The organism is Micromonospora sp. NPDC049139 (assembly GCF_055586845.1).
The window spans coordinates 257,476-275,380 of the sequence record NZ_JBVJHK010000008.1; the positions used below are offsets into that span (position 1 = coordinate 257,476).

The 17,905-nt window shown below is 75.8% G+C and carries 16 protein-coding genes; 9 read left to right on the forward strand and 7 right to left on the reverse strand.

Features of this window, described 5'->3' with window-relative positions:
- Positions 1-3 precede the first annotated feature (3 nt).
- The 4 genes from ACZ6Q9_RS16915 to ACZ6Q9_RS16930 form a co-directional block, all read right to left on the reverse strand.
- Positions 4-2,625, reverse strand: coding sequence for a tetratricopeptide repeat protein (locus ACZ6Q9_RS16915; protein WP_396829332.1), 2,622 nt, complete (start codon positions 2,623-2,625; stop codon positions 4-6).
- A 203-nt stretch (positions 2,626-2,828) separates the two neighbouring features.
- A complete protein-coding gene (locus ACZ6Q9_RS16920) occupies positions 2,829-3,050 on the reverse strand; it encodes a nucleoside monophosphate kinase (RefSeq protein ID WP_393267932.1) in 222 nt (73 codons plus the stop codon).
- A 913-nt stretch (positions 3,051-3,963) separates the two neighbouring features.
- A complete protein-coding gene (locus ACZ6Q9_RS16925) occupies positions 3,964-4,344 on the reverse strand; it encodes a hypothetical protein (RefSeq protein ID WP_393458697.1) in 381 nt (126 codons plus the stop codon).
- A 92-nt stretch (positions 4,345-4,436) separates the two neighbouring features.
- Entirely contained in the window at positions 4,437-5,039 is a 603-nt protein-coding gene (locus tag ACZ6Q9_RS16930) for a DUF4291 domain-containing protein (protein ID WP_393267937.1), read from the reverse strand.
- 88 nt (positions 5,040-5,127) lie between these two features.
- Between ACZ6Q9_RS16930 and ACZ6Q9_RS16935 the strand changes: the two genes are divergently transcribed.
- Positions 5,128-5,610 carry a type II toxin-antitoxin system PemK/MazF family toxin gene (locus ACZ6Q9_RS16935; RefSeq protein WP_350684091.1) on the forward strand — a complete coding sequence of 161 codons (483 nt, stop codon included), beginning with the start codon at positions 5,128-5,130 and terminating at the stop codon, positions 5,608-5,610.
- A gap of 44 nt (positions 5,611-5,654) precedes the next feature.
- Here the strand turns inward: ACZ6Q9_RS16935 and ACZ6Q9_RS16940 are convergent, their stop codons facing one another.
- Positions 5,655-6,305, reverse strand: coding sequence for a flavodoxin family protein (locus ACZ6Q9_RS16940; RefSeq protein WP_393267939.1), 651 nt, complete (start codon positions 6,303-6,305; stop codon positions 5,655-5,657).
- A 171-nt stretch (positions 6,306-6,476) separates the two neighbouring features.
- On the opposite strand from ACZ6Q9_RS16940, the gene ACZ6Q9_RS16945 reads away from it, so the two are divergent.
- Positions 6,477-7,499 carry a phosphotransferase enzyme family protein gene (locus ACZ6Q9_RS16945; protein WP_396829333.1) on the forward strand — a complete coding sequence of 341 codons (1,023 nt, stop codon included), beginning with the start codon at positions 6,477-6,479 and terminating at the stop codon, positions 7,497-7,499.
- A 52-nt stretch (positions 7,500-7,551) separates the two neighbouring features.
- Here ACZ6Q9_RS16945 and ACZ6Q9_RS16950 read toward each other — a convergent pair whose 3' ends face one another.
- Positions 7,552-8,202 (reverse strand): GGDEF domain-containing protein, encoded by a 651-nt coding sequence (locus ACZ6Q9_RS16950; RefSeq protein ID WP_393267944.1) that lies wholly within the window; start codon positions 8,200-8,202, stop codon positions 7,552-7,554.
- Positions 8,203-8,467: 265 nt separating this feature from the next.
- Between ACZ6Q9_RS16950 and ACZ6Q9_RS16955 the strand changes: the two genes are divergently transcribed.
- The 5 genes from ACZ6Q9_RS16955 to ACZ6Q9_RS16975 all read left to right on the forward strand — a co-directional run bounded on the left by ACZ6Q9_RS16955 (position 8,468) and on the right by ACZ6Q9_RS16975 (position 12,843).
- Complete coding sequence (locus ACZ6Q9_RS16955; RefSeq protein WP_393267947.1) at positions 8,468-8,707, forward strand: DUF397 domain-containing protein; 240 nt, start codon at positions 8,468-8,470, stop codon at positions 8,705-8,707.
- A 133-nt stretch (positions 8,708-8,840) separates the two neighbouring features.
- Complete coding sequence (locus ACZ6Q9_RS16960) at positions 8,841-9,728, forward strand: helix-turn-helix domain-containing protein (protein ID WP_396829334.1); 888 nt, start codon at positions 8,841-8,843, stop codon at positions 9,726-9,728.
- 165 nt (positions 9,729-9,893) lie between these two features.
- On the forward strand, positions 9,894-10,949 hold the full coding sequence (locus ACZ6Q9_RS16965; protein ID WP_396829335.1) for a LacI family DNA-binding transcriptional regulator: 1,056 nt from the start codon (positions 9,894-9,896) through the stop codon (positions 10,947-10,949).
- Between the two features lie 2 nt (positions 10,950-10,951).
- Positions 10,952-11,155: a hypothetical protein gene (locus ACZ6Q9_RS16970; RefSeq protein WP_396829336.1), complete on the forward strand. Its 204-nt coding sequence runs from the start codon at positions 10,952-10,954 to the stop codon at positions 11,153-11,155.
- Positions 11,156-11,286: 131 nt separating this feature from the next.
- Positions 11,287-12,843, forward strand: a complete 1,557-nt coding sequence (locus ACZ6Q9_RS16975) for a protein kinase domain-containing protein (protein WP_393267956.1) — start codon at positions 11,287-11,289, stop codon at positions 12,841-12,843.
- A 107-nt stretch (positions 12,844-12,950) separates the two neighbouring features.
- On the opposite strand, the gene ACZ6Q9_RS16980 is transcribed toward ACZ6Q9_RS16975, so the two are convergent.
- Entirely contained in the window at positions 12,951-13,829 is an 879-nt protein-coding gene (locus tag ACZ6Q9_RS16980; RefSeq protein WP_393460996.1) for an alpha/beta fold hydrolase, read from the reverse strand.
- 172 nt (positions 13,830-14,001) lie between these two features.
- On the opposite strand from ACZ6Q9_RS16980, the gene ACZ6Q9_RS16985 reads away from it, so the two are divergent.
- Together ACZ6Q9_RS16985 and ACZ6Q9_RS16990 are read left to right on the forward strand one after the other, a co-directional pair.
- Positions 14,002-17,466 carry a BTAD domain-containing putative transcriptional regulator gene (locus ACZ6Q9_RS16985; RefSeq protein ID WP_396829337.1) on the forward strand — a complete coding sequence of 1,155 codons (3,465 nt, stop codon included), beginning with the start codon at positions 14,002-14,004 and terminating at the stop codon, positions 17,464-17,466.
- A gap of 43 nt (positions 17,467-17,509) precedes the next feature.
- Positions 17,510-17,905 (forward strand): helix-turn-helix domain-containing protein (locus ACZ6Q9_RS16990; RefSeq protein WP_396829338.1); only part of this gene is annotated, 396 nt, incomplete at its 3' end.

A 17,905-nucleotide genomic window follows, 5' to 3' on the forward strand; every position in this document is an offset into this window, starting at 1 on the left:
CGGTCAGGCAGTCGAGTCCGCCGCCAGGGCGGCGCGGAGGCGGGTGCACGCCTGCGGGTCCAGCCCGTCGAGCCGGCCCAAGGCCTCCCGCCAGTGCCGGCGCGCCACGGCGCGGTGTCCGAGGCCCGCGTGGGCGTTGCCGAGCACCTGTAGCGCCAAGCCGATGCCCCGCCGGTGCTCGTAGCGTCGGCAGATCTCCAGCGACTCGGTCGCGCGAGCGATCGCCTCCCGGTGGTCACCGCCAGCGTGCAGCGTCTCGGCGAAGTTGACCAGCGCCTGGGCCTCGCGCAACGGATCGGTGCCGCCGTCGGCCACGGCGCGTCCCGCCTCGTGGCAGGCGACGGCCCGGGCGTGGTCGCCGAGGCGCTGGTATACCAGGGCCAGGTTGTCGAGCACCAACCCCTCCTTGTGCCGGTGGCCGAGTTGCCGCCGGATGACCAGGGCGGCCCGCAGGTGGTTCAGGGCGCCGGTCAGGTCGCCGCCGTCGCGCAGGGCGTTGCCGAGGTTGTTCAGGATGGCGGCCTCCCGGCTCCGGTCGCCGAGTTCGCGCTGGACGGCCAGGCACCGCTCGAGGATGGGGATCGCCTCGTCGAGCCGGCCCTGGCGCAGTAGCGCGACGGCGACGATGTTGAGCCCGGCGGCCTCGCCCGAGCGATCGCCACATCGGCTCGCCGCCGAGGCGGCGAGGTGGCCGAACTGTTGCTGCTCGGCGATGTGCCCGGCGTAGTCGAGGAACTTGACCGCCACAAGGGCAAGGTCGCGGACCTCGGTGAGGGCCCGTCCCGCCGTCGCCTGCTGGCCGGCCACCAGCAACAGGTTGGTGTGCTCCCGCTCGAACCAGGTCCACGCGTCGGCCGCGTCGGCGAGGGGCGGGCCGGGTCGAGTCGGGCCGGTCGGCTCGTCGATGCCGAACCGGTCGTCGGGGTAGAGCAGCCGCGCCGCGCGGGTGGTGGCCGCGAGCAGCCACGCGGTGAGGTTACCGAGGGCCGACTCCCGGTGGTGCGGGTCGTCCACCGCCTGCGCCCGCTCCCGGGCGTAGAGCCGGACGATGTCGTGGAACCGGTATCCGCCGCCACCGGCCGACTCGATCAGGTGCGCGTCGGCCAACGCGTCCAGGGCCTGCTCGGCGACGGTCACCGGCAGGTCGGCCAGTGCCGCGCAGCCGTACGGCGTGAGGTGCGTCCAGTCGGGCAGCGCGGCGAGCCGGAAGAGGCGGGCCGCCTGCCAGCGTCCGCCCTGCCGCGCGTCCCCGAACACCTGGTAGCCCAGGTGCAGGCTGGCCCGTACGGACAGGTCACCGACCTCCAGGACGTCCAACCGCATGCCCTCGTCGTCCATCCGCTCGGCGAGGCCGGTCAGCGAGGCGTCCGGCCGGGCCGCGGCGCGGGCGCCGACGATTCGCAACGCCAGCGGCAACCCGCCGCACCGGCGGACCACCGTCGCGGCCGCGGCGGGCTCCGCCTGCACGCGGTGGGCGCCGGTGAGCCCGGTGAGCAGGGCGAGCGCCTCGTCGTCGGGTAACGGGCCGAGGCGGATCCGCGCCGTCGTGTCGAGGTCGGGGAGCATCCACCGGCTCGTGACGATCGTGGTGCATCCGGGCCCGCTGGCCAGGAGCGGTCGGACCTGCGCCGCCGATGCGGCGTTGTCCAGCACCATGAGCACGCCCCGTCCGGCGGTCCACGTGCGCAGCAACGCCGAGGCCTCGTCGAGCGAGGCAGGGACGGTGGGCAGGCCCAGCGCCCGCAGGAACCGGCCCAACACGTCCGCGGGCTCGGCCGCCGCGACGCCGTCGGTGGCCCCGCGCAGGTCCGCGTAGAGGCAACCGCCGTCGTAACGTCCCACGATCCGGTGCGCGACGTGCAGGGCGAGCGCGGACTTGCCGACCCCGCCGGCACCTTCGACGAGGCACACCGCGGCGTCGGTCTCCGTGGCCGTGAGCAATTGGCCGACCTCTGCCGAGCGGCCCGTCATCATCGGGGGCGCAGGTGGCAGTTGATAGGGGACCGGTGTCCCCGACCCGCTCTCCACCGGCGGCGGCTCGCTTGCCGCCGGCCACGACAGCCCCCGTAGTACGGCCCGATCCCGGCCGCCGCCGGACGCGGCGACCCGTCCCCGTTCCGGGCCGGCCGACCCGGTCCCGCCACCTGCGGGGATCAGGCGTAGGCCGGCGGAGCGCTGCGGGTGGGATCTCGGCCCGGCACCCGTGGTGTCCGGCCCGCCGACCGGGCCGCTCGGACCGTTGACGCGCGCGGCCGGACCGATCGGGGAGTGACCGGGCCGGCCCGAGGAGCGCGCCCGCGTGGCCGTCGGGGGCGTCGCCGCCGTACGGGCGGCGGCCAGCCGGCCCCAGACGGCCAGCCACGCTGTCGCGCGGTCGTCCGGCACGTCGCAGGCCCGCAGCAGCGCCGACACCAGATCACGGCGGGGCAGCGTCGACCGGCCCAGCATCGTCGCCAGGGTGCTCGCCGGCAGCACGTCCCCGTTGCGCTGCGCGCGGCGGGCGATCTCGCGATAGGCGAGGCCGGACTGGTCGCGGACGCGACGCAGCAGCCTGACGTACTGCTCCGGACTGGTCGCGGTGGTCGGGTCGACGCCGAAGTCGGCGGCCGTCATGCGCGCCCTCACGTCAGATGTCATGTGCCCGGGCCGAGGGCGCCGGGCGGTTCTGCCAGAGTGCGTCACACGGTACAGGGCCCGGGCCAGGCACCGTCGCCCCGATACTCCGAAATGGACGATCCTACGGGGATGTGCAGCCAGACGATCGGGTCATCCAGCACCCGGAACAGGTTTGGAGAGTCCGCTCAGCGTTGTACGGGCGCAACACCACGTCAGGCGAGGCGGTTACGGATCATGGACAGGAGAACCTGGTCTGGTACGAGTTCGCCAGCGTTCATATGCTGTAGGGCCTGGAGCGCGGCAGGGGTTTTCGCCTGCATCTCGGCCTGGACGGCGTCCGTCAGGCTGAGGCACGGAACGCCGAGGCTCGCGGCGATGGAGCCGGCGATGGTATCCCGATCGGAGCCGGGTGGTCCGAGGACGGCCAGGCGCATCGACGCAGCCTATCGTTGTAGCCGGCGCTTCGCCGCTGCCCTGCGCGGGATGCATGGTCGGCTGCTCGTCGATTTGTTCCCCGTCGCGGACATCGCGGATCTTCTGGCAGCGGTCCGTTCGCGCCGAGAGTTGCCTCGGGAACGGCGCACGGATCTGCCGCTCTCGTTTGCCGGGGCGCGAGGTATTCGAGCGGAGATGCCGAGGGCGTGCGAAGGGAGTGCAGGTCTGGCGCCTGACGGCTCAGTTGCCGGTGGGGTCGGTCGCCATTGGGTGGCTCCGGCCGATCAGGTCCTGCTGCTACGCGGCGAGTTGGCGAACATGGCCTGGGCGGTGGAGAAGACCGTCCAGAGCCGTACCGGCCGCCCGCTGGATCTGCACGAGGACGAGGTGACCCGGCGGGCGGGGCAACAGGGCCCCGACGGCGACGGCCTTCGGCGGTACCTGCTACAGACGCTGGTACCCCGCAACTGGGTTCCGCTGCTGCCCAGGTTCGACAGCGACGGGACCGGTAGCGTCACCGGGCGATGGCTGGCGCGGGGCGCCATACGTGAACCAGTCGGCGGCGCCGCCATCCCACCGCGCGGAAGACTCCCGGAACCTGGTACCCCGTTGGAGATCTATGACGAGGAGGTGCCACAGACAGGGGTGAGGCTGACCCGACTGTGGACATTGGGTCGGTCTGCGGATGGCCGGAGTCACCTGTGGCGGGCACGCCGCAAGGGCCCGGGCCGCGGCGAAGGCTCCAGCGGCATTCGGTTCGACACCACCACGGGGGCGTAAGAGCGACCAGAATAGGGCGGCCTCAGCGGAATGCCGTGTGACGCCGCTCAGGGCCCCACCAGCCAGACCCCACAGCCGGTGAAAGCAGTTCTCCGCCGCAGGCGATGTCCCGCCCAACCGTGCACGAGGTCGTTAGGCCACGTTGAACGTCGAGGCCGGGATGAACCGGCGCTCGGCCCGGGCGCGGTCCACCATGACGACGCGCGCCGCCGTCACGTCGTACAGGACGAAGGTGCCCTGGAGGCCGGCCTGCCGGAACAGGCTCGCCAGGTCGTCGCGGGTCTCGACCGCCGGCGCAGCCGGCGAGGGTGAGGCGGCGGTGGCCGACGGGCCGTCGGTCGGCGGGGGCTGCGGGCGCTCGCTCCCGGCGCAACCGGCCGCGCCGGCCAGCAGGGCCAGGGCGAGAGCCGTCGCGCCCGCGACGCTCCGCCTGCGGCAAGCCGGCCACGGGCCGCGTGGGCGGTACGGCTCACACCGGCGGGCGTCGGGCAGGCCCCGCACCTCGAAGGCCACCTGCACCGCCTCCTTGCTCTGGCACCGACACCTCAGTCAAGCACGTGCCGCACCACGGGGCGGGCCGACGCCCGCCCGGTCGCGGAATCCCCTCACGGGATCGTCGCGCCGACGACGGCGGCCACGTCCGACGGCAGCGGATACGGGCGCTCCGGCGGCAGCAGCGCCTCGGCGGCCGAGTCGTCGCCGGCGTCGAGCGCCGCGCGTACCGAGTGGGCCGTCGGGGTCATGTCGGTGAGGGCGACCAGCCACTCGTCGACGTACCGGCGCACCGCCTCGCCGGCCAGCCCGACCTGGAGCGACCGGTGCGGCAGCGGCGCCAGCCGCAGCGACCGCTCGGGGTCCCACTGGACCCGCACCGGGCTGGCGCGCAGCCGCCGAGACCAGGTCTCCCGGTCGGGGTAGCGGTCGCGGTCGAAGCTGCTCAGGCAGGAGTGGGCCAGGGCCCACTCGAAGCCCGACCGGGTGATCTCAACGGCCAGCACCCGTTCCTGGCCGGGCTTCGTGGCCCAGCCGCAGCGGTACATCATCCAGCGGAACGACGGCTTGATCCACGTCATCCGCTCCCGCTTGAACGGTGGCACGAAGCGGCCGGCGGCCAGCGCCGCGCGGGCGATCTCCGGCGGGTACGCCTGGTACACGGTCACGGTGTCGGCGGTGAAGTCGGCGCGGATCTGGTGGGCGGGGACCGTCATGTCGCCGATCCTGATCGACCACGGGCCCCGGGTCCACCGGATTGTCCCGGTCCGCCCGGGCCGCGCGGCGGCAGATAGGCTGCCGCTCGTGGCAGGTCTTCTGAGGAGTGTCGCGGCGCGCATCGGCGGTGTCATCCCGTCGCCCCGGCGGCCCGGCCCCGCCCCGGCGCAGGTCGCCCGGCGCCGCCAGGTCGCCGCGCTGCAGCGCCGCGTGCTGGCGTACGCGCCGGAGCTCGACGGGCACGCCGACCCGGGCGAGATCGTCTGGACCTGGGTGCCGTACGAGGACGACCCGCGCCAGGGCAAGGACCGCCCCGTGCTGGTGGTGGGCCGGCACAGCCGGACCCTGTTCGGGCTGATGCTCTCCAGCCAGAGCGAGCGCGACGGCCAGCGGCACTGGCTCGCGCTCGGCCCGGGCGAGTGGGACCGGGACAACCGGCCGAGCTGGGTGCGCCTGGACCGCGTGCTGACCATGCGGGAGGACAGCATCCGCCGGGAGGGCGCGGTGCTGGACCGGGCCCGCTTCGACCGGGTCGGGCAGGCCCTGCGCGCCGGCTACGGCTGGCGCTGACCGCTCGGCTTCTGCCGGTGCCGACGACCGCCGGGCGCTGATGGTCAGGCCGGCTCCCGGCTGGGTCCGACCCCGGCGCCCTTCGCGTCCGGCGGCGGGTACGGCTGCTCTGCCAGCAGCCGGGCGAGGTGTGCGCTGTTGAGCGCCAGGGCCTTCGTGGTGCGGCCCGTGGTGTCCGGCTTCGGCCGGGCGTCGATGTAGTCGACCTTGTGCAGTGCCTCGCCCACCCAGTAGCTGGCGCCGGCCGCCGGGCAGGTGAACCCGACCTCGTTGAGGGCCTGCTGCACCTGGCCGATGGTGTGGTGCGCGCCGTCCTCGTTGCCGACGACGGCGACGCCGGCCACTTTGCCGTAGGTGAGCAGCCGACCCTCGGCGTCGGTCTCGGACAGCTCGGCGTCGAGGCGCTCGAGGACCATCTTGCACACGGCCGACGGCTGGCCGAGCCAGATCGGCGTGGCGACGACGAGGATCTGCGCGGCCAGCAGCTTGGCCCGGATGTCCGGCCACCCGTCCCCGTCGCCCTCGTCGGTGGAGACCCCGAACCGCACGTCGTGGTCGACGACCCGGACCAGTTCGCCCTCGACGCCCTGCTCGGCGAGTTCCTCGAGCACCTCGCGCCCGAGCACCTCCGCGCTGGACGGGGCGGGTGACCGCTTCAGGGTGCAGTTCAGGACCAGGGCCCGGATGGTGGCCACGAGCGTTTCCTCTCCGCCGGCGCTGCGCTGACCCTGTCGGCATACCCGGCAGACGGCGCGAGACACGTCGAAACCACGGCGCCCGGCGCACAGCGGCCCGGCGTCGAGGGCGTCTCTGCCGACGCCGTAGACGGGTGGGCCGGGCGGTGCGGCGAATGCCAGGATGTCGGGATGACCGACGACGTGCCGGAGGCGCTGCGCGCCTGGGTCCGCGAGGACTTCGGGGTGGACCTCACCGGGGCCGAGGCGGTGGGGCACGGTGCGGACCGGCACGCGCGGCTGTGGCAGGCCCGGGCCGCCGACGGTATGCGGTACGCCGTCAAGCTGAGCGGCGGCGGCAGTCCGGCCGGCCTGGTGGTGTCGGCGTACCTGGGGGCGCGGGGTGTGCCGGGCATCGTCGTCCCGCTGCGCACCCGGGACGGGCGGCTGTGGAGCGACCGGGACGGTCGCCGGCTGTCCCTGGTGCCGTGGGTCTCCGGCGCGCGGGCGCTCGGTGGCGCGATGACGGCTGAGCACTGGCGCGCGTACGGCGAACTGCTGGCGGCGGTGCACGACGTGGCGGTGACCGACGACCTGGCCGCGCTGCTGCCTCCGGGCGGCGCCGCGCACGCGGCGATCGTGGCGGTGGCGCGCGGGATCGACGCCCGGCTGCGCGGTCCCCGGCCCGGCGACCAGGGCGATCCGCTGGTGGACGAGCTGGCCCGCATCTGGTCGGGGGCACGGGGGGCGGTGGCGGCGCTGGCCCGGGGGGTGGAGCGGCTCGGCGACGAGCTGCGCGACCGGCCCGGGCCGGCGGTGGTCTGCCACGGCGACCCGCACCTGGGCAACCTGCTGCTCGGGCCCGGGGGCCAGGTCTGGCTGATCGACTGGGACGACGCCGTGCTCGCCCCGCGCGAGTGCGACCTGATGTTCCTCATCGGCGGTGTGCTGGCCTTCGCTCCCGTCACCGCCGCGCAACAGGCCGCCGCGTTCGCCGGCTACGGCCGGGTCGACGTCGACGCCACCCGGCTGGCCTGGTTCCTGAGCGTGCGCGCCCTCGACGACATCGGCGACTGGTCCCGCCAGGTGCTCGATGCCGCCTCCGCCGAGGCCGACCGGCGGCAGGCGCTCGACATCGTGCGGGGGCTGGTGTCACCCCACGGTCTGGTCACCCTGGCCGACGCGGCGCTGGCCGACCCGGCCTGCCAGCGCTGACCGACGCCCGACGGGGCCGGTCGCCGCGGTCGGCCGGGGCGGCTCCGCCGGGTCAGCACTCCGCCAGGTGGGTGGTGTCGACGAGTTGCCGGGGTGCGCCCGCCGATCCGAGGCTCTTGGCCCGGTACATGGCGGCGTCGGCCCGGTCGAGCGCCTCGGTGAGCTGCGTCGGCCCGGTGACCGGCGCCAGCCCGACGGACGCGGTCACCCGGACGCTGAGCCCGCCGAGGGGGATCGGCGCGGCGAGGCTCTCGCAGAGCCGGCGGGTGGCGTGCTCGATCCATCGCCGGTCCACCGTCGGGCTGGTGAGCAGCCCGGCGAACTCGTCGCCGCCGAGCCGGGCGACCAGGTTGTCCCCGGCGAACGCGGCGAGCCGCTGGGCCACGCTGATCAGCACCTGGTCGCCGGCGGCGTGCCCGTAGCGGTCGTTGATCTGCTTGAAGTCGTCGAGGTCGAGCACCACGGCGATCAGCGGCTGCCCGGCCGCGTCGGTGAGCAGCGTGGCGGCGATCCGGTAGAACCCGCGGCGGTTGGGCAGGCCGGTGAGGGGGTCGTGGCTCGCGGCGTGCCGCTCGGCGGTCAGTTCCGCCTGGAGGTGCCGGATCTCGGCCTCGGCGCGCAGCGCGCGGCTGCGTAGCTGCCAGGTGGTGACGAGGGCCCCCGCGGCGCAGATGCCGGACGCGACGGTGAACGGATCCGGCACGAGACCTCCCATCGTCACGATGCCCGTGGCCCCGGCGCGCGGCGTGCCGCGCCCCGTCCCGGGGCCCTTTCGTCGCTGGTGGCAGCCCAGCGGTTGGTGACGCAGAGTGAGCGGATGGGCACCGCGCACCTGCGTTATCATGCTCGCTGGCCCGTGCAGATGCAAGAGCAGATGCACGTGCAGCCACCCCCTCTCGTCGATGCCGTGCGACTCTCCGCAGCCCCGCCCGCCCGGCAGCGGCGTCCCGCGGAGAGAAAGACGCCCCATGCAGCAGCCACCGAACGGCGTTCCCGCCACCCAGTTGCCCCCGCTCAACTGGCAGAAGAGCCGCCGGAGCAATCCGAGCGGCAACTGCGTCGAGCTGGCCCAACTGCCCGGCGGCGCCGGCATCGCCCTGCGCAACTCGCGACACCCGGAGGGACCCGCGCTGATCTACACGATGGACGAGATCGCCGCCTTCGTGCTCGGGGCCCGCGACGGCGACTTCGATCACCTCATCGGCTGAGCGCTCGTCCCGCCTGCGGTACCGACGGCCCCGCTCCCTGGGAGTTCTCCTCACTCACGGTCCATGGCATGCTTACACGTCGGCCGGGGGTGGGGCTCCCGGCCGGGCACGATCCGGCATGCGGAGGTCGGCAGTGACGATGGTTCCCGCCGAGGGCGGCCCGGACACCGGGCCCACCGTGCTGCGCATGCTGCTCGGCGCCCAGTTGCGTCGTCTCCGCGAGTCCAGCGGGGTGACGCGGGAAGGCGCCGGCTGGGAGATCCGGGCCTCCGAGTCGAAGATCAGCCGGATGGAGCTGGGCCGGGTCGGCTTCAAGGAGCGCGACGTCGCCGACCTGCTCACCCTCTACGGCGTCACCGCGCCCGAGGAACGCGAGGCGCTGCTCAAGCTCGCCCGGGACGCCAACAGCCCGGGCTGGTGGCACCGCTACGGCGACGTGCTGCCGAGCTGGTTCCAGTCGTACCTCGGCCTGGAGGCCGCCGCGGCACTCATCCGGTCCTACGAGGTCCAGTTCGTCCCCGGCCTGCTCCAGACCCGGGAGTACGCCCGGGCGGTGGTGCTGCTCGGCCACGGGACGGCCGCGCCGGCCGAGATCGAGCGCCGGGTCGCCCTACGCATGCAGCGCCAGCGGTTGCTGCGCCGCGAGAACCCGCCGCTGCTCTGGGCGGTGGTGGACGAGGCCGCGCTGCGCCGGCCCATCGGCGGCCCGGAGGTGATGCGCGGCCAGGTGGCGGCACTCATCGAGGCGACCAAGTCGCCGCACATCCGGCTCCAGGTCATCCCGTTCGCGGCCGGCGGGCACGCCGCGGCGGGCGGCGCCTTCACGATCCTGCGCTTCGGCGACCAGGACCTGCCGGACATCGTCTACATCGAACAGCTCACCAGCGCGCTCTACCTCGACAAGCGCGACGACCTCGACTACTACGCGGTGGCGATGGAGCGACTCTGCGTCGAGGCCGAGCCGCCGGAGCGTACGCCGGAGATCCTCGGCCGGATCCTGGACGACCTCTACCCGGGCTGACCGGCCGCAGGGCCCCGCCCCGGGCGGCGGTGCGGCTACCTTCTCCTCTCCGCCCGTCGCGGCGTGTCGGCGCCGCCGATCGCTGCGTCGCATTGACGCCGCCGCCCATCGGCACTAATCTCTGTATCGATCCAGACTGAATCGATACAGAGGAGCGAGCGCGCGGTGAAGCCGACCCTGCAGGCCGTCGCGGACGCCGTCGGCGTGTCCCGCAGCACCGTCTCCAACGCCTACAGCCGCCCCGACCAGCTCTCCGCCGCGCTGCGCCAGCGGATCCTCGACACCGCCCGGCAGCTCGGCTACCCCGGTCCCAACCCCACGGCCCGGTCGCTACGGCGCGGCTGGGTCGGCGCCCTCGGGGTGCTCTTCGAGTCCCAACTGTCGTACGCCTTCACCGACCCCTTCGCGGTCCGCTTCCTGGCCGGCGTCGCCGAGGCGGCCGAGCGGCACGGCACCAGCCTGCTGCTCGTGCCCCTGCCCGCCGACGAGGCGGCCGCGCGGCGGGCGGTGGAGAACGCCGCCGTCGACGGCTTCTGCGTCTACTGCGTCGGCGACGAGGGCTGGATCGTCGACGTGCTCCGCGACCGGGGCCTGCCCGTCGTCACCACCGCGCCCCGCGACGACGCGGGCCCCGACGACCGCTACGTCGGCATCGACGAGCGCGCCGCCACCCGCGCCGTCGCCGCGCACGTGGCCGGGCTCGGGCACCGCCGCGTCGCCCTGCTCGGCGACGCCGTCCGGCCCGGCGCCGCCCCGGGCGAGGTGCGGCTCGCCGACGTGGCCGACGTCGCGCACCCCACCACCCGGGCGCGGCTCGCCGGGTTCGCCGACGCCTTCGCCGAGGTCGGCGTCGCCTGGTCCGAGCTGACCCTGCTCGCCGCCACCGGCAACAGCCGGGCGGCGGGCGCCGCGGCCGTCGCCGCCGCGCTCGCCGCGCCGCAGCCGCCCACCGCGGTGCTGGCCTGCTCGGACGTGCTCGCCCTCGGTGTCCTCGACGCGCTCGCCGAGGCCGGTTCGCCACCGGTCTCGGTCACCGGCTTCGACGACATCGCCGAGGCCGCCGCGGCGGGACTCACCACCGTGCGGCAACCCGCCGAGGAGAAGGGGCGCATCGCCGCCCGACTCCTGCTCGACCCGCCCGCCGACCCGGCGGCCGGCCACGTCCTGCTGCCCACCGCACTCGTCGTCCGGACCTCCACCGGACCCGTCCCGAGGAGCTGACCATGGAACAGCCCACCGGCATCGTCGTCGCCATCGACGCGGTGACCCGGCACGTCAACTCCGCCCGGCCGGACGCACCGGTCCGCGCCGAGCGTCCCCGTACGCCGCGGCTCGCCCCCACCCGGCTGGCCGCCGCCGGCGCCCTGCGCCGGCTCGCCGACCGGATCCAGCCGCCGTCGCTGCCCGCGCCGCAGCGCTGCTCCTGACCCGCTGCGAGCCGCGCGGGTGGTGTGCGTCACCCGCGCGGCCGGTCGTCGCGGCAGCATCGGGACGGCCGGCGCCCAACCGGGCATGGCGGGTGGTGGCCGCCCCGGCGGGCCAGGCAGACTGAACGGCTATGTCGCCGTTCTCGCCCACCCTTCGGTTGCACGACCGGTACGTCCTGCGCGAGCGCATCGGCCTCGGCGGGATGTCCGAGGTGTGGCGCGCCGACGACGAGGTGCTGCACCGCCCCGTCGCGGTCAAGGCCCTCGCCGGGGAGTTCGGCACCGACCCGCACCTGCGGGCCACTATCCAGCGCGAGGCCCGCGCCGCCGCGCGGCTCACCCACCCCCACGTGACCCAGGTGTACGACTACGGCGAGGCGAGCCTGGCCGGTGGCGCGGTCGTGCCGTACCTGGTGATGGAGCTGGTGGAGGGGCGCAACCTCGCCGACCGGCTCGCCGACGGCCCACTCGCCTGGCCGGACGCCGTCCGGCTTGCCGGTCAGGTCGCCGCTGCCCTCGCCGCCGCCCACCGCATCGGCGTGGTGCACCGCGACATCAAGCCGGGCAACGTCATGCTTACCGAGACCGGCGCCAAGGTGCTCGACTTCGGCATCGCCGCGCTCGCCGGCCCGGACCACCCGCTGGCCGGGCAGACCGGCGAGCTGCTGATGGGCACGCCCGCCTACTTCGCGCCGGAGCGGATGCGGCCCGGGCCGCCGAACCCGGCCAGCGACGTCTACGCCCTCGGCGCGCTGCTCTACCGCACCCTCACCGGCCGGGCCCCGCTGCCCGTGCGGACCTGGGAGGACGCGCTGGAGGTGCACGCCGGGCACACGCCCGTGCCGCCCCTGCGGATCCCCGGCCTGCCCGCCGACGTCGCCGACCTGACCCTGGCCTGCCTCGCCGCCGACCCGGCCCGCCGGCCCACCGCGGCCCAGCTCGCCGCCCGCCTCGCCGGCGCGGCGCCCGCCGACCCGCACACCGCGGTCCTGCCGACCCTGCCCGCACCGGCGGCGGGCGCGGTCCCGCCGGCGCACCCGCCCACGCTGGTCGACCGCTCGCTGCCCACCTCGGCGGCGGCCTCCACCGGTCGGCCGGGATCCCCGGTGACCGCCGGCCGGGCCGGCGTGCCGGCGGCGGGCGGCCGACCCGTGGCCGCCGGCGGCCCGCGTCCCGTCCCCGCCACCGGCTCGCGGGCCTCGGGGAACCGGCCGATCGCCGTGCTGGTCGCCGCCGGCGTCGCGCTGCTCGTCGGGCTCGTCGGGGTGCTCGCCCTCGACGACAACGGGAATCCGCCGCCGACCGCCGCCCCGTCCGTGGTCACGCCGGCCGAGGAGCCGAGCACCGCGTCGCCGACGCCGGAGGCCAGCCCCTCCGCCCCGCCGTCGACCGCCCAGTCGGCCCCGATCGGCCTGCGTCAACTCGCCGCCGAGTTCGCCGCCGCGCTCGTGCAGGCACAGGCCCGGGGCGAGATCGACCGGAAGACGGTCGAGCAGCTGCGGGACAAGCTCGCCGACCTGAGCCGCGGCAAGCCGAAGGACCGGCCGAAGCGGGTCGAGGACCTGCGGGAGCGGCTCGCCGAGGCGGTCGAGGAGGGGCGGATCTCGCCCGACACGGCGGCCCGCCTCGATGCCCTGCTCGACCGGGTCGACATCGGCTCGCCGGGCGACGACGAGGACGACGACTGAGCCGCGCCGAGCCGATCCGACGCCCCGCTCAGCCGACCCGGACCCCGGATCCGGGCCGGCGTGCGGGGTGCGCTGGGTCACCCCAGCCCACTACGGCCGCCGGCCGGTCACCTGGCCAGGAGGGCGCGCAGGGCCTTGACGACCTCGGCGGGCGACTCCTCGGCCATGAAGTGGCCGCAGGAGACGGTGCGGTGCTCCAGGTCCGGCGCCCACGCCCGCCACAGCCCGGCCGCGTCGTAGCCGAGGGCTGCGCCCCAGTCCTGCTGCAGCACCGTCACCGGCATGCGCAGCCTGTTGCCGGCCGCGCGGTCGGCCCGGTCGTGCTCGACGTCGATGCCGGCCGAGGCGCGGTAGTCGGCGACGATCGAGGTGACGGCCTCCCGGGACGCCCGCAGGTACGTGGCCCGCACGTCGGCGGGCAGGGCGTCCGGGTCCCGGGTCCAGGCGTCGAGGAAGTGGCCGAAGAAGGCGTCCGGGCTGGCACCGATGAGCTGCTCGGGCAGGCCGGGCGGCTGGGCCATCAGGTAGAGGTGGAAGCCGACGGCGGCGGTCGTGCCGTGCAGGACGTCCCACATGTCGAGGGTCGGCAGCACGTCGAGCGCGGCGAGGTGGGTGACCGCCCGCGGATGGTCGAGGCCGGCGCGGACGGCGACCAGCGCGCCTCGGTCGTGCCCGGCCAGGGCGAAGCGGTCGTGCCCCAGCGCGCGGGCCAGCGCGACGACGTCGGCGGCCATGGTCCGCTTCGCGTACGCGGTGCCGTCGGGGTCGGCGGGCTTGTCGCTGTCGCCGTAGCCGCGCAGGTCCGGGCAGATCACGGTGTGGTCGGCGGCGAGATCGGCGGCGACGTGCCGCCACATGAGGTGGGTCTGTGGGAAGCCGTGCAGCAGCACGACCGGGCTGCCGGAGCCGGCGACTGCCGCGTTGAGCGTGACGCCGTCGGCGACGGTGACGCGCCGGTAGTCGAATCCCCTGATGGTCGGGTTCACGGGTGGTCCTCTCTGCGGTGCGGGTGAGGTGGCGGGCGCGGTGGTCCTCGGGGACCACGTCGTCCGGCGTCGAGCCTGCCCGGGGCCGGTCAGTGAACGGTCAGCAACGGGTGAGTGGCGCGCGGACCCGGCCGTGGGAGAGCCGGCGCTCGGGCGTGCCTAGATTGGTGACATGACCAGGCAGTCGGCGGCACCCCCGGTGGCCTTCGGCGTGCTGGGGCCGGTGGAGGCGGTGAACGACCTCGGTCCCGTCGCGCTGAAGGGCCCCCGCCAGCGGGCGGTGCTGGCCCGCCTGCTCGTCGCCCGGGGCCGGGTCGTGCCGGTCGACCGGCTCGTCGGTGACCTGTGGGAGGAGCCCTCGGACGGCGCGGTGGGGGCGATCCGGACGTTCGTCGCCGACCTGCGCCGGGCCCTGGAACCGGGCCGGCCACCCCGGCAGCCGGCCCGGCTGTTGGTGACCGATCCACCCGGGTACGCGCTGCGTGCCGCGCCCGAGGCGGTGGATTCCTGGCGGTTCGAGGCGGCGGTCGCCGAGGCGGGCGAGCTGCTGGCAGCGGGCGGGCCTGGCCCGGCGCTGGCGTGCCTGGACGGCGCGCTCGCCCTGTGGCGCGGCCCCGCGTACGCCGAGTTCGCCGGGCAGCCCTGGGCCCGGGCCGAGATCGACCGGCTCGACGAGCTGCGAATGCTGGCCGTCGAGCAGCGGGCCGAGGCGCTGCTGGCCCTGGGCCGGGCCGCCGAGGCGGCCACCGGGCTGCGGGCCCACGCCACCGGTCACCCGCTGCGGGAGGACGCCTGGCAGTTGCTGGCTACGGCCCTGTACCGGTCGGGTCGCCAGGGCGAGGCACTGGCCGTGCTGCGGCAGGCCCGCGACACCCTGGTGGCGGAACTCGGCGTCGACCCGGGCCCCCGGCTGCGGCGACTGGAGGCCGACATCCTCGCCCAGGCGCCGGAACTCATCCCGCCCGAGGTGTCCCCGCCGGCGCGGGCCGACGCCGTGCCGCCCGCTCGCGGCGGCACCGAGCAGGGACGCGACCGCCCGGCGGCGCCGCGCGGGACCTCGCCCACCGGTGCCCGGGACCGCGACGACCGCCGCCCGTTCGTCGGCCGTGACGAGGAGTTGACCCTCCTGCGGCAGGCCGCCCGGCACGTCGCCCGGCACGTCGCCCCCGTGCTGGCCCTCGTCTCGGGCGAGGCGGGCGCGGGCAAGACGGCCCTGGCCGACGCGCTCGCCGGGGAGTTGACCGCCGACGGCTGGACGACGGCGTGGGGCCACTGCCCCGAGTACGAGGGCGCTCCCGCCGCCTGGCCGTGGACCCAGATCACCGACGCGCTCACCGGGGCCACCGACCCGGCGCCGCACGCCACCGGCTGGCGGGAGGCGCCGTCGCCCGGCGGCCCCGACCCGGGGCCGCACGCCGTCGGTGCGGGGTCGGACGGCACCGGCCCGGGCTCGTACGGCACCGGCGCGGGGCCGTACGCCGTCGGTCCCGGCGAGGACCCGGCGGCGGCCCGGTTCCGGGTCCACCGCGCCACCGCCGCCGTGGTGTCGGCGGCGGCCGGCCGGGCGCCGGTGCTGCTGGTCGTCGACGACCTGCACCGCGCCGACGCCGACACCCTGGACCTGCTGACCGCCCTGGTCGGCGAGCCGGAGCCGGTCGCCGGCCCGCTGCTGGTCGTGGGGACGTACCGCGCCGCCGAGATCACCCCGGAGTTGACCGCCGCGCTGGCCCGGGTGGCCCCCACCGAACCGGTCCGGGTCTACCTCGGCGGCCTGCCCGAGCCGGCGACCGGCGACCTGGCCCGCGCCGTCGCCGGGCCTGCGCTGGACGACGCGGTGGTACGCCTGATCCACCGTCGCAGCGGCGGGAACCCGTTCTTCGTCCGGGAACTGGCGCGGCTGCTCGCGGCCGAGGGCGAGTCGGCGCTGCACCAGGTCCCGGCGGGGGTGCGGGACGTGATCCGGCACCGCCTCGCCCGGTTGCCGGACGCGGCGCAGACCGTGCTGCGGCAGGCGGCGGTGCTCGGCCGCGACGTCGACCCGGACGTGCTGGCCGCGCTGGCCGGCGACCCCGCGCCGGTGCTGGACGCCCTGGACCGCGCTTTGGCGGCCGGTTTCCTCGGCGAGCACGAGGCCGACGGGCGGCTGCGGTTCACCCACATCCTGGTGCGGGACACGCTCTACGGCGACCTGTCCGGGCCGCGCCGGGCCCGCTGGCACGCCGCCGCCGGGGACGCCATCGAGCGGCTGTACCCGCACGACGTCGCTGCCCTCGCCCACCACTTCGCCCGCGCGGCGACCCGCGCCACCGCGCCCCGCGCCGCGCGCTACGCCCGGGCGGCGGCAGCGCAGGCCGAACGCCGCTTCCACCCGCACGAGGCGGCCCGCCTGTGGCGGCAGGCGGTCGCCGCCCACGACCGTGCGGGCGACGACGACGTACGCGGGCGGTTGGACGCGGCGATGGGACTGGGCCGGGCACTCGCCGTCACCGGCCACCTCGACGAGGCGCGGCGGCTCCGGTCGGCGGCGATCGCCACGGCCGTCGGGCTCGACGATCCGGGCCTGGCCACGAGCGTGCTGACCGCGTTCGACGTCCCGGCGATCTGGACCCGCAACGACGACGAGCAGCTCTCCCGCCAGGTCGTCCGGGCCGCCGAGCGCACGCTGGCCGCGCTCGGCGACGACGAGCCGGAACGGCGCAGCCGGCTGCTGAGCACCCTCGCCCTGGAGTTGCGCGGAACGACCACCGACCGGGGTCACGGGGCGGCGCGCGAGGCGGAGGCCATCGCCCGGCGGCTGTCGCACCCGGCGCTGCTCGCGCACGCGCTCAACGCCCGCTTCCTGCACTCCTTCGGCCGGGCCGGTCTCGCCGCCGAGCGCGCCCGCATCGGCGCCGAACTGGTCGACCTGGCCGCCCGGCACGAGCTGGTGAGCTTCGAGGTCCTCGGCCACCTCGTCCTCCTGCAGGCGCACTGCGCCCTCGCCGACCTCACGGTCGCGGACGCGCACGCCGACGCCGCGGACCGCCTCGCCGAGCGGTACGACCTGCCGCTGGTGGGCGTCTTCACCCGGTGGTACGCCGCCCTGCGGCTGGCGGTCGGCGGTGACCCGGAAGGGGCGGAGGCCGCGTACCGGGCCGCACAGGCCACGCTCACCGGCAGCGGGATGCCCGGCATGGAACACGGCCTGCTCGCCCTCGCGCTGCTGTGCCTGCGCCTGTCACCCGCACCGGGGGAGCAGGGAGCCAGCGGGCCGGGGCGGCACGACCGGACGGACGGGGACTTCGGGCCGTACGAGCCCTGGGCCCGGCCCCTGGTGCTGCTCTCCACCGGCCACCGGGGCGAGGCCGCCGCCGCGCTGCGCGCCCTCCCGGAGTCACCGCACGACCTGCTCCGCGAGGCCCGGCTCTGCCTCGCCGCCCGAGCCGCCCTGGCCCTCGGTGACGGCGCGACGATGCGGTGGGCGTACGCCGAACTGGCGCCCGCCGCCGACGAGCTGGCCGGGGCCGGCAGCGGCATCCTCACCCTCGGCCCGGTCGCCCACCACCTCGGCGACCTCGCCGCCGCGCTGGGCCGCCCCGACGAGGCCGCCGCGCACCGCCGGACCGCCCGCGCGGTCGCGGCGCGGGCGGCCCGCTAGTGTTCTGAGCCGTTAATTCGCCGGCAGATAGTAGGCTGTCGGGATGGCTGGTCGTCCGCGTGGCGTGGTGGAACTGACTGATGACGAGCGTGCGTGTCTGACCCGGTGGGCACGGCGAGGTAAGTCGTCGCAGGCGTTGGCGTTGCGGTCGAAGATCGTGTTGCTGTGCGCCGATGGTCTGGTGAATACGCACGTCGCGGAGCGGTTGGGCGTGTCGCGGGACATGGTGGGCAAGTGGCGTAGCCGGTTCCTCGCGCGCCGGCTGGAGGGGCTCACCGACGAGCCGCGGCCTGGGGCGCCGCGTCGAATCACCGACGACCGCATTGAGGAAGTGATCGTCAAGACGCTGGAGCGCCAGCCGTCCAATCGGGACAGTCACTGGTCGACGCGGTCGATGGCGAAGGAGACCGGGCTGTCGCAGACCGCGGTGTCGCGGATC

What these genes read in the sequence shown, in the direction of transcription:
- ACZ6Q9_RS16920 (WP_393267932.1), bottom strand. Translation starts at nt 3,050, where the DNA reads ATGCGCCTGGCCGTCCTCGGACCACCCGGCTCCGATCGGGATACCATC.
- ACZ6Q9_RS16930 (WP_393267937.1), bottom strand. Translation starts at nt 5,039, where the DNA reads ATGACGGTCCCCGCCCACCAGATCCGCGCCGACTTCACCGCCGACACC.
- ACZ6Q9_RS16945 (WP_396829333.1), top strand. Translation starts at nt 6,477, where the DNA reads ATGACCGACGACGTGCCGGAGGCGCTGCGCGCCTGGGTCCGCGAGGAC.
- ACZ6Q9_RS16955 (WP_393267947.1), top strand. Translation starts at nt 8,468, where the DNA reads ATGCAGCAGCCACCGAACGGCGTTCCCGCCACCCAGTTGCCCCCGCTC.
- ACZ6Q9_RS16970 (WP_396829336.1), top strand. Translation starts at nt 10,952, where the DNA reads ATGGAACAGCCCACCGGCATCGTCGTCGCCATCGACGCGGTGACCCGG.
- ACZ6Q9_RS16975 (WP_393267956.1), top strand. Translation starts at nt 11,287, where the DNA reads ATGTCGCCGTTCTCGCCCACCCTTCGGTTGCACGACCGGTACGTCCTG.
- ACZ6Q9_RS16985 (WP_396829337.1), top strand. Translation starts at nt 14,002, where the DNA reads ATGACCAGGCAGTCGGCGGCACCCCCGGTGGCCTTCGGCGTGCTGGGG.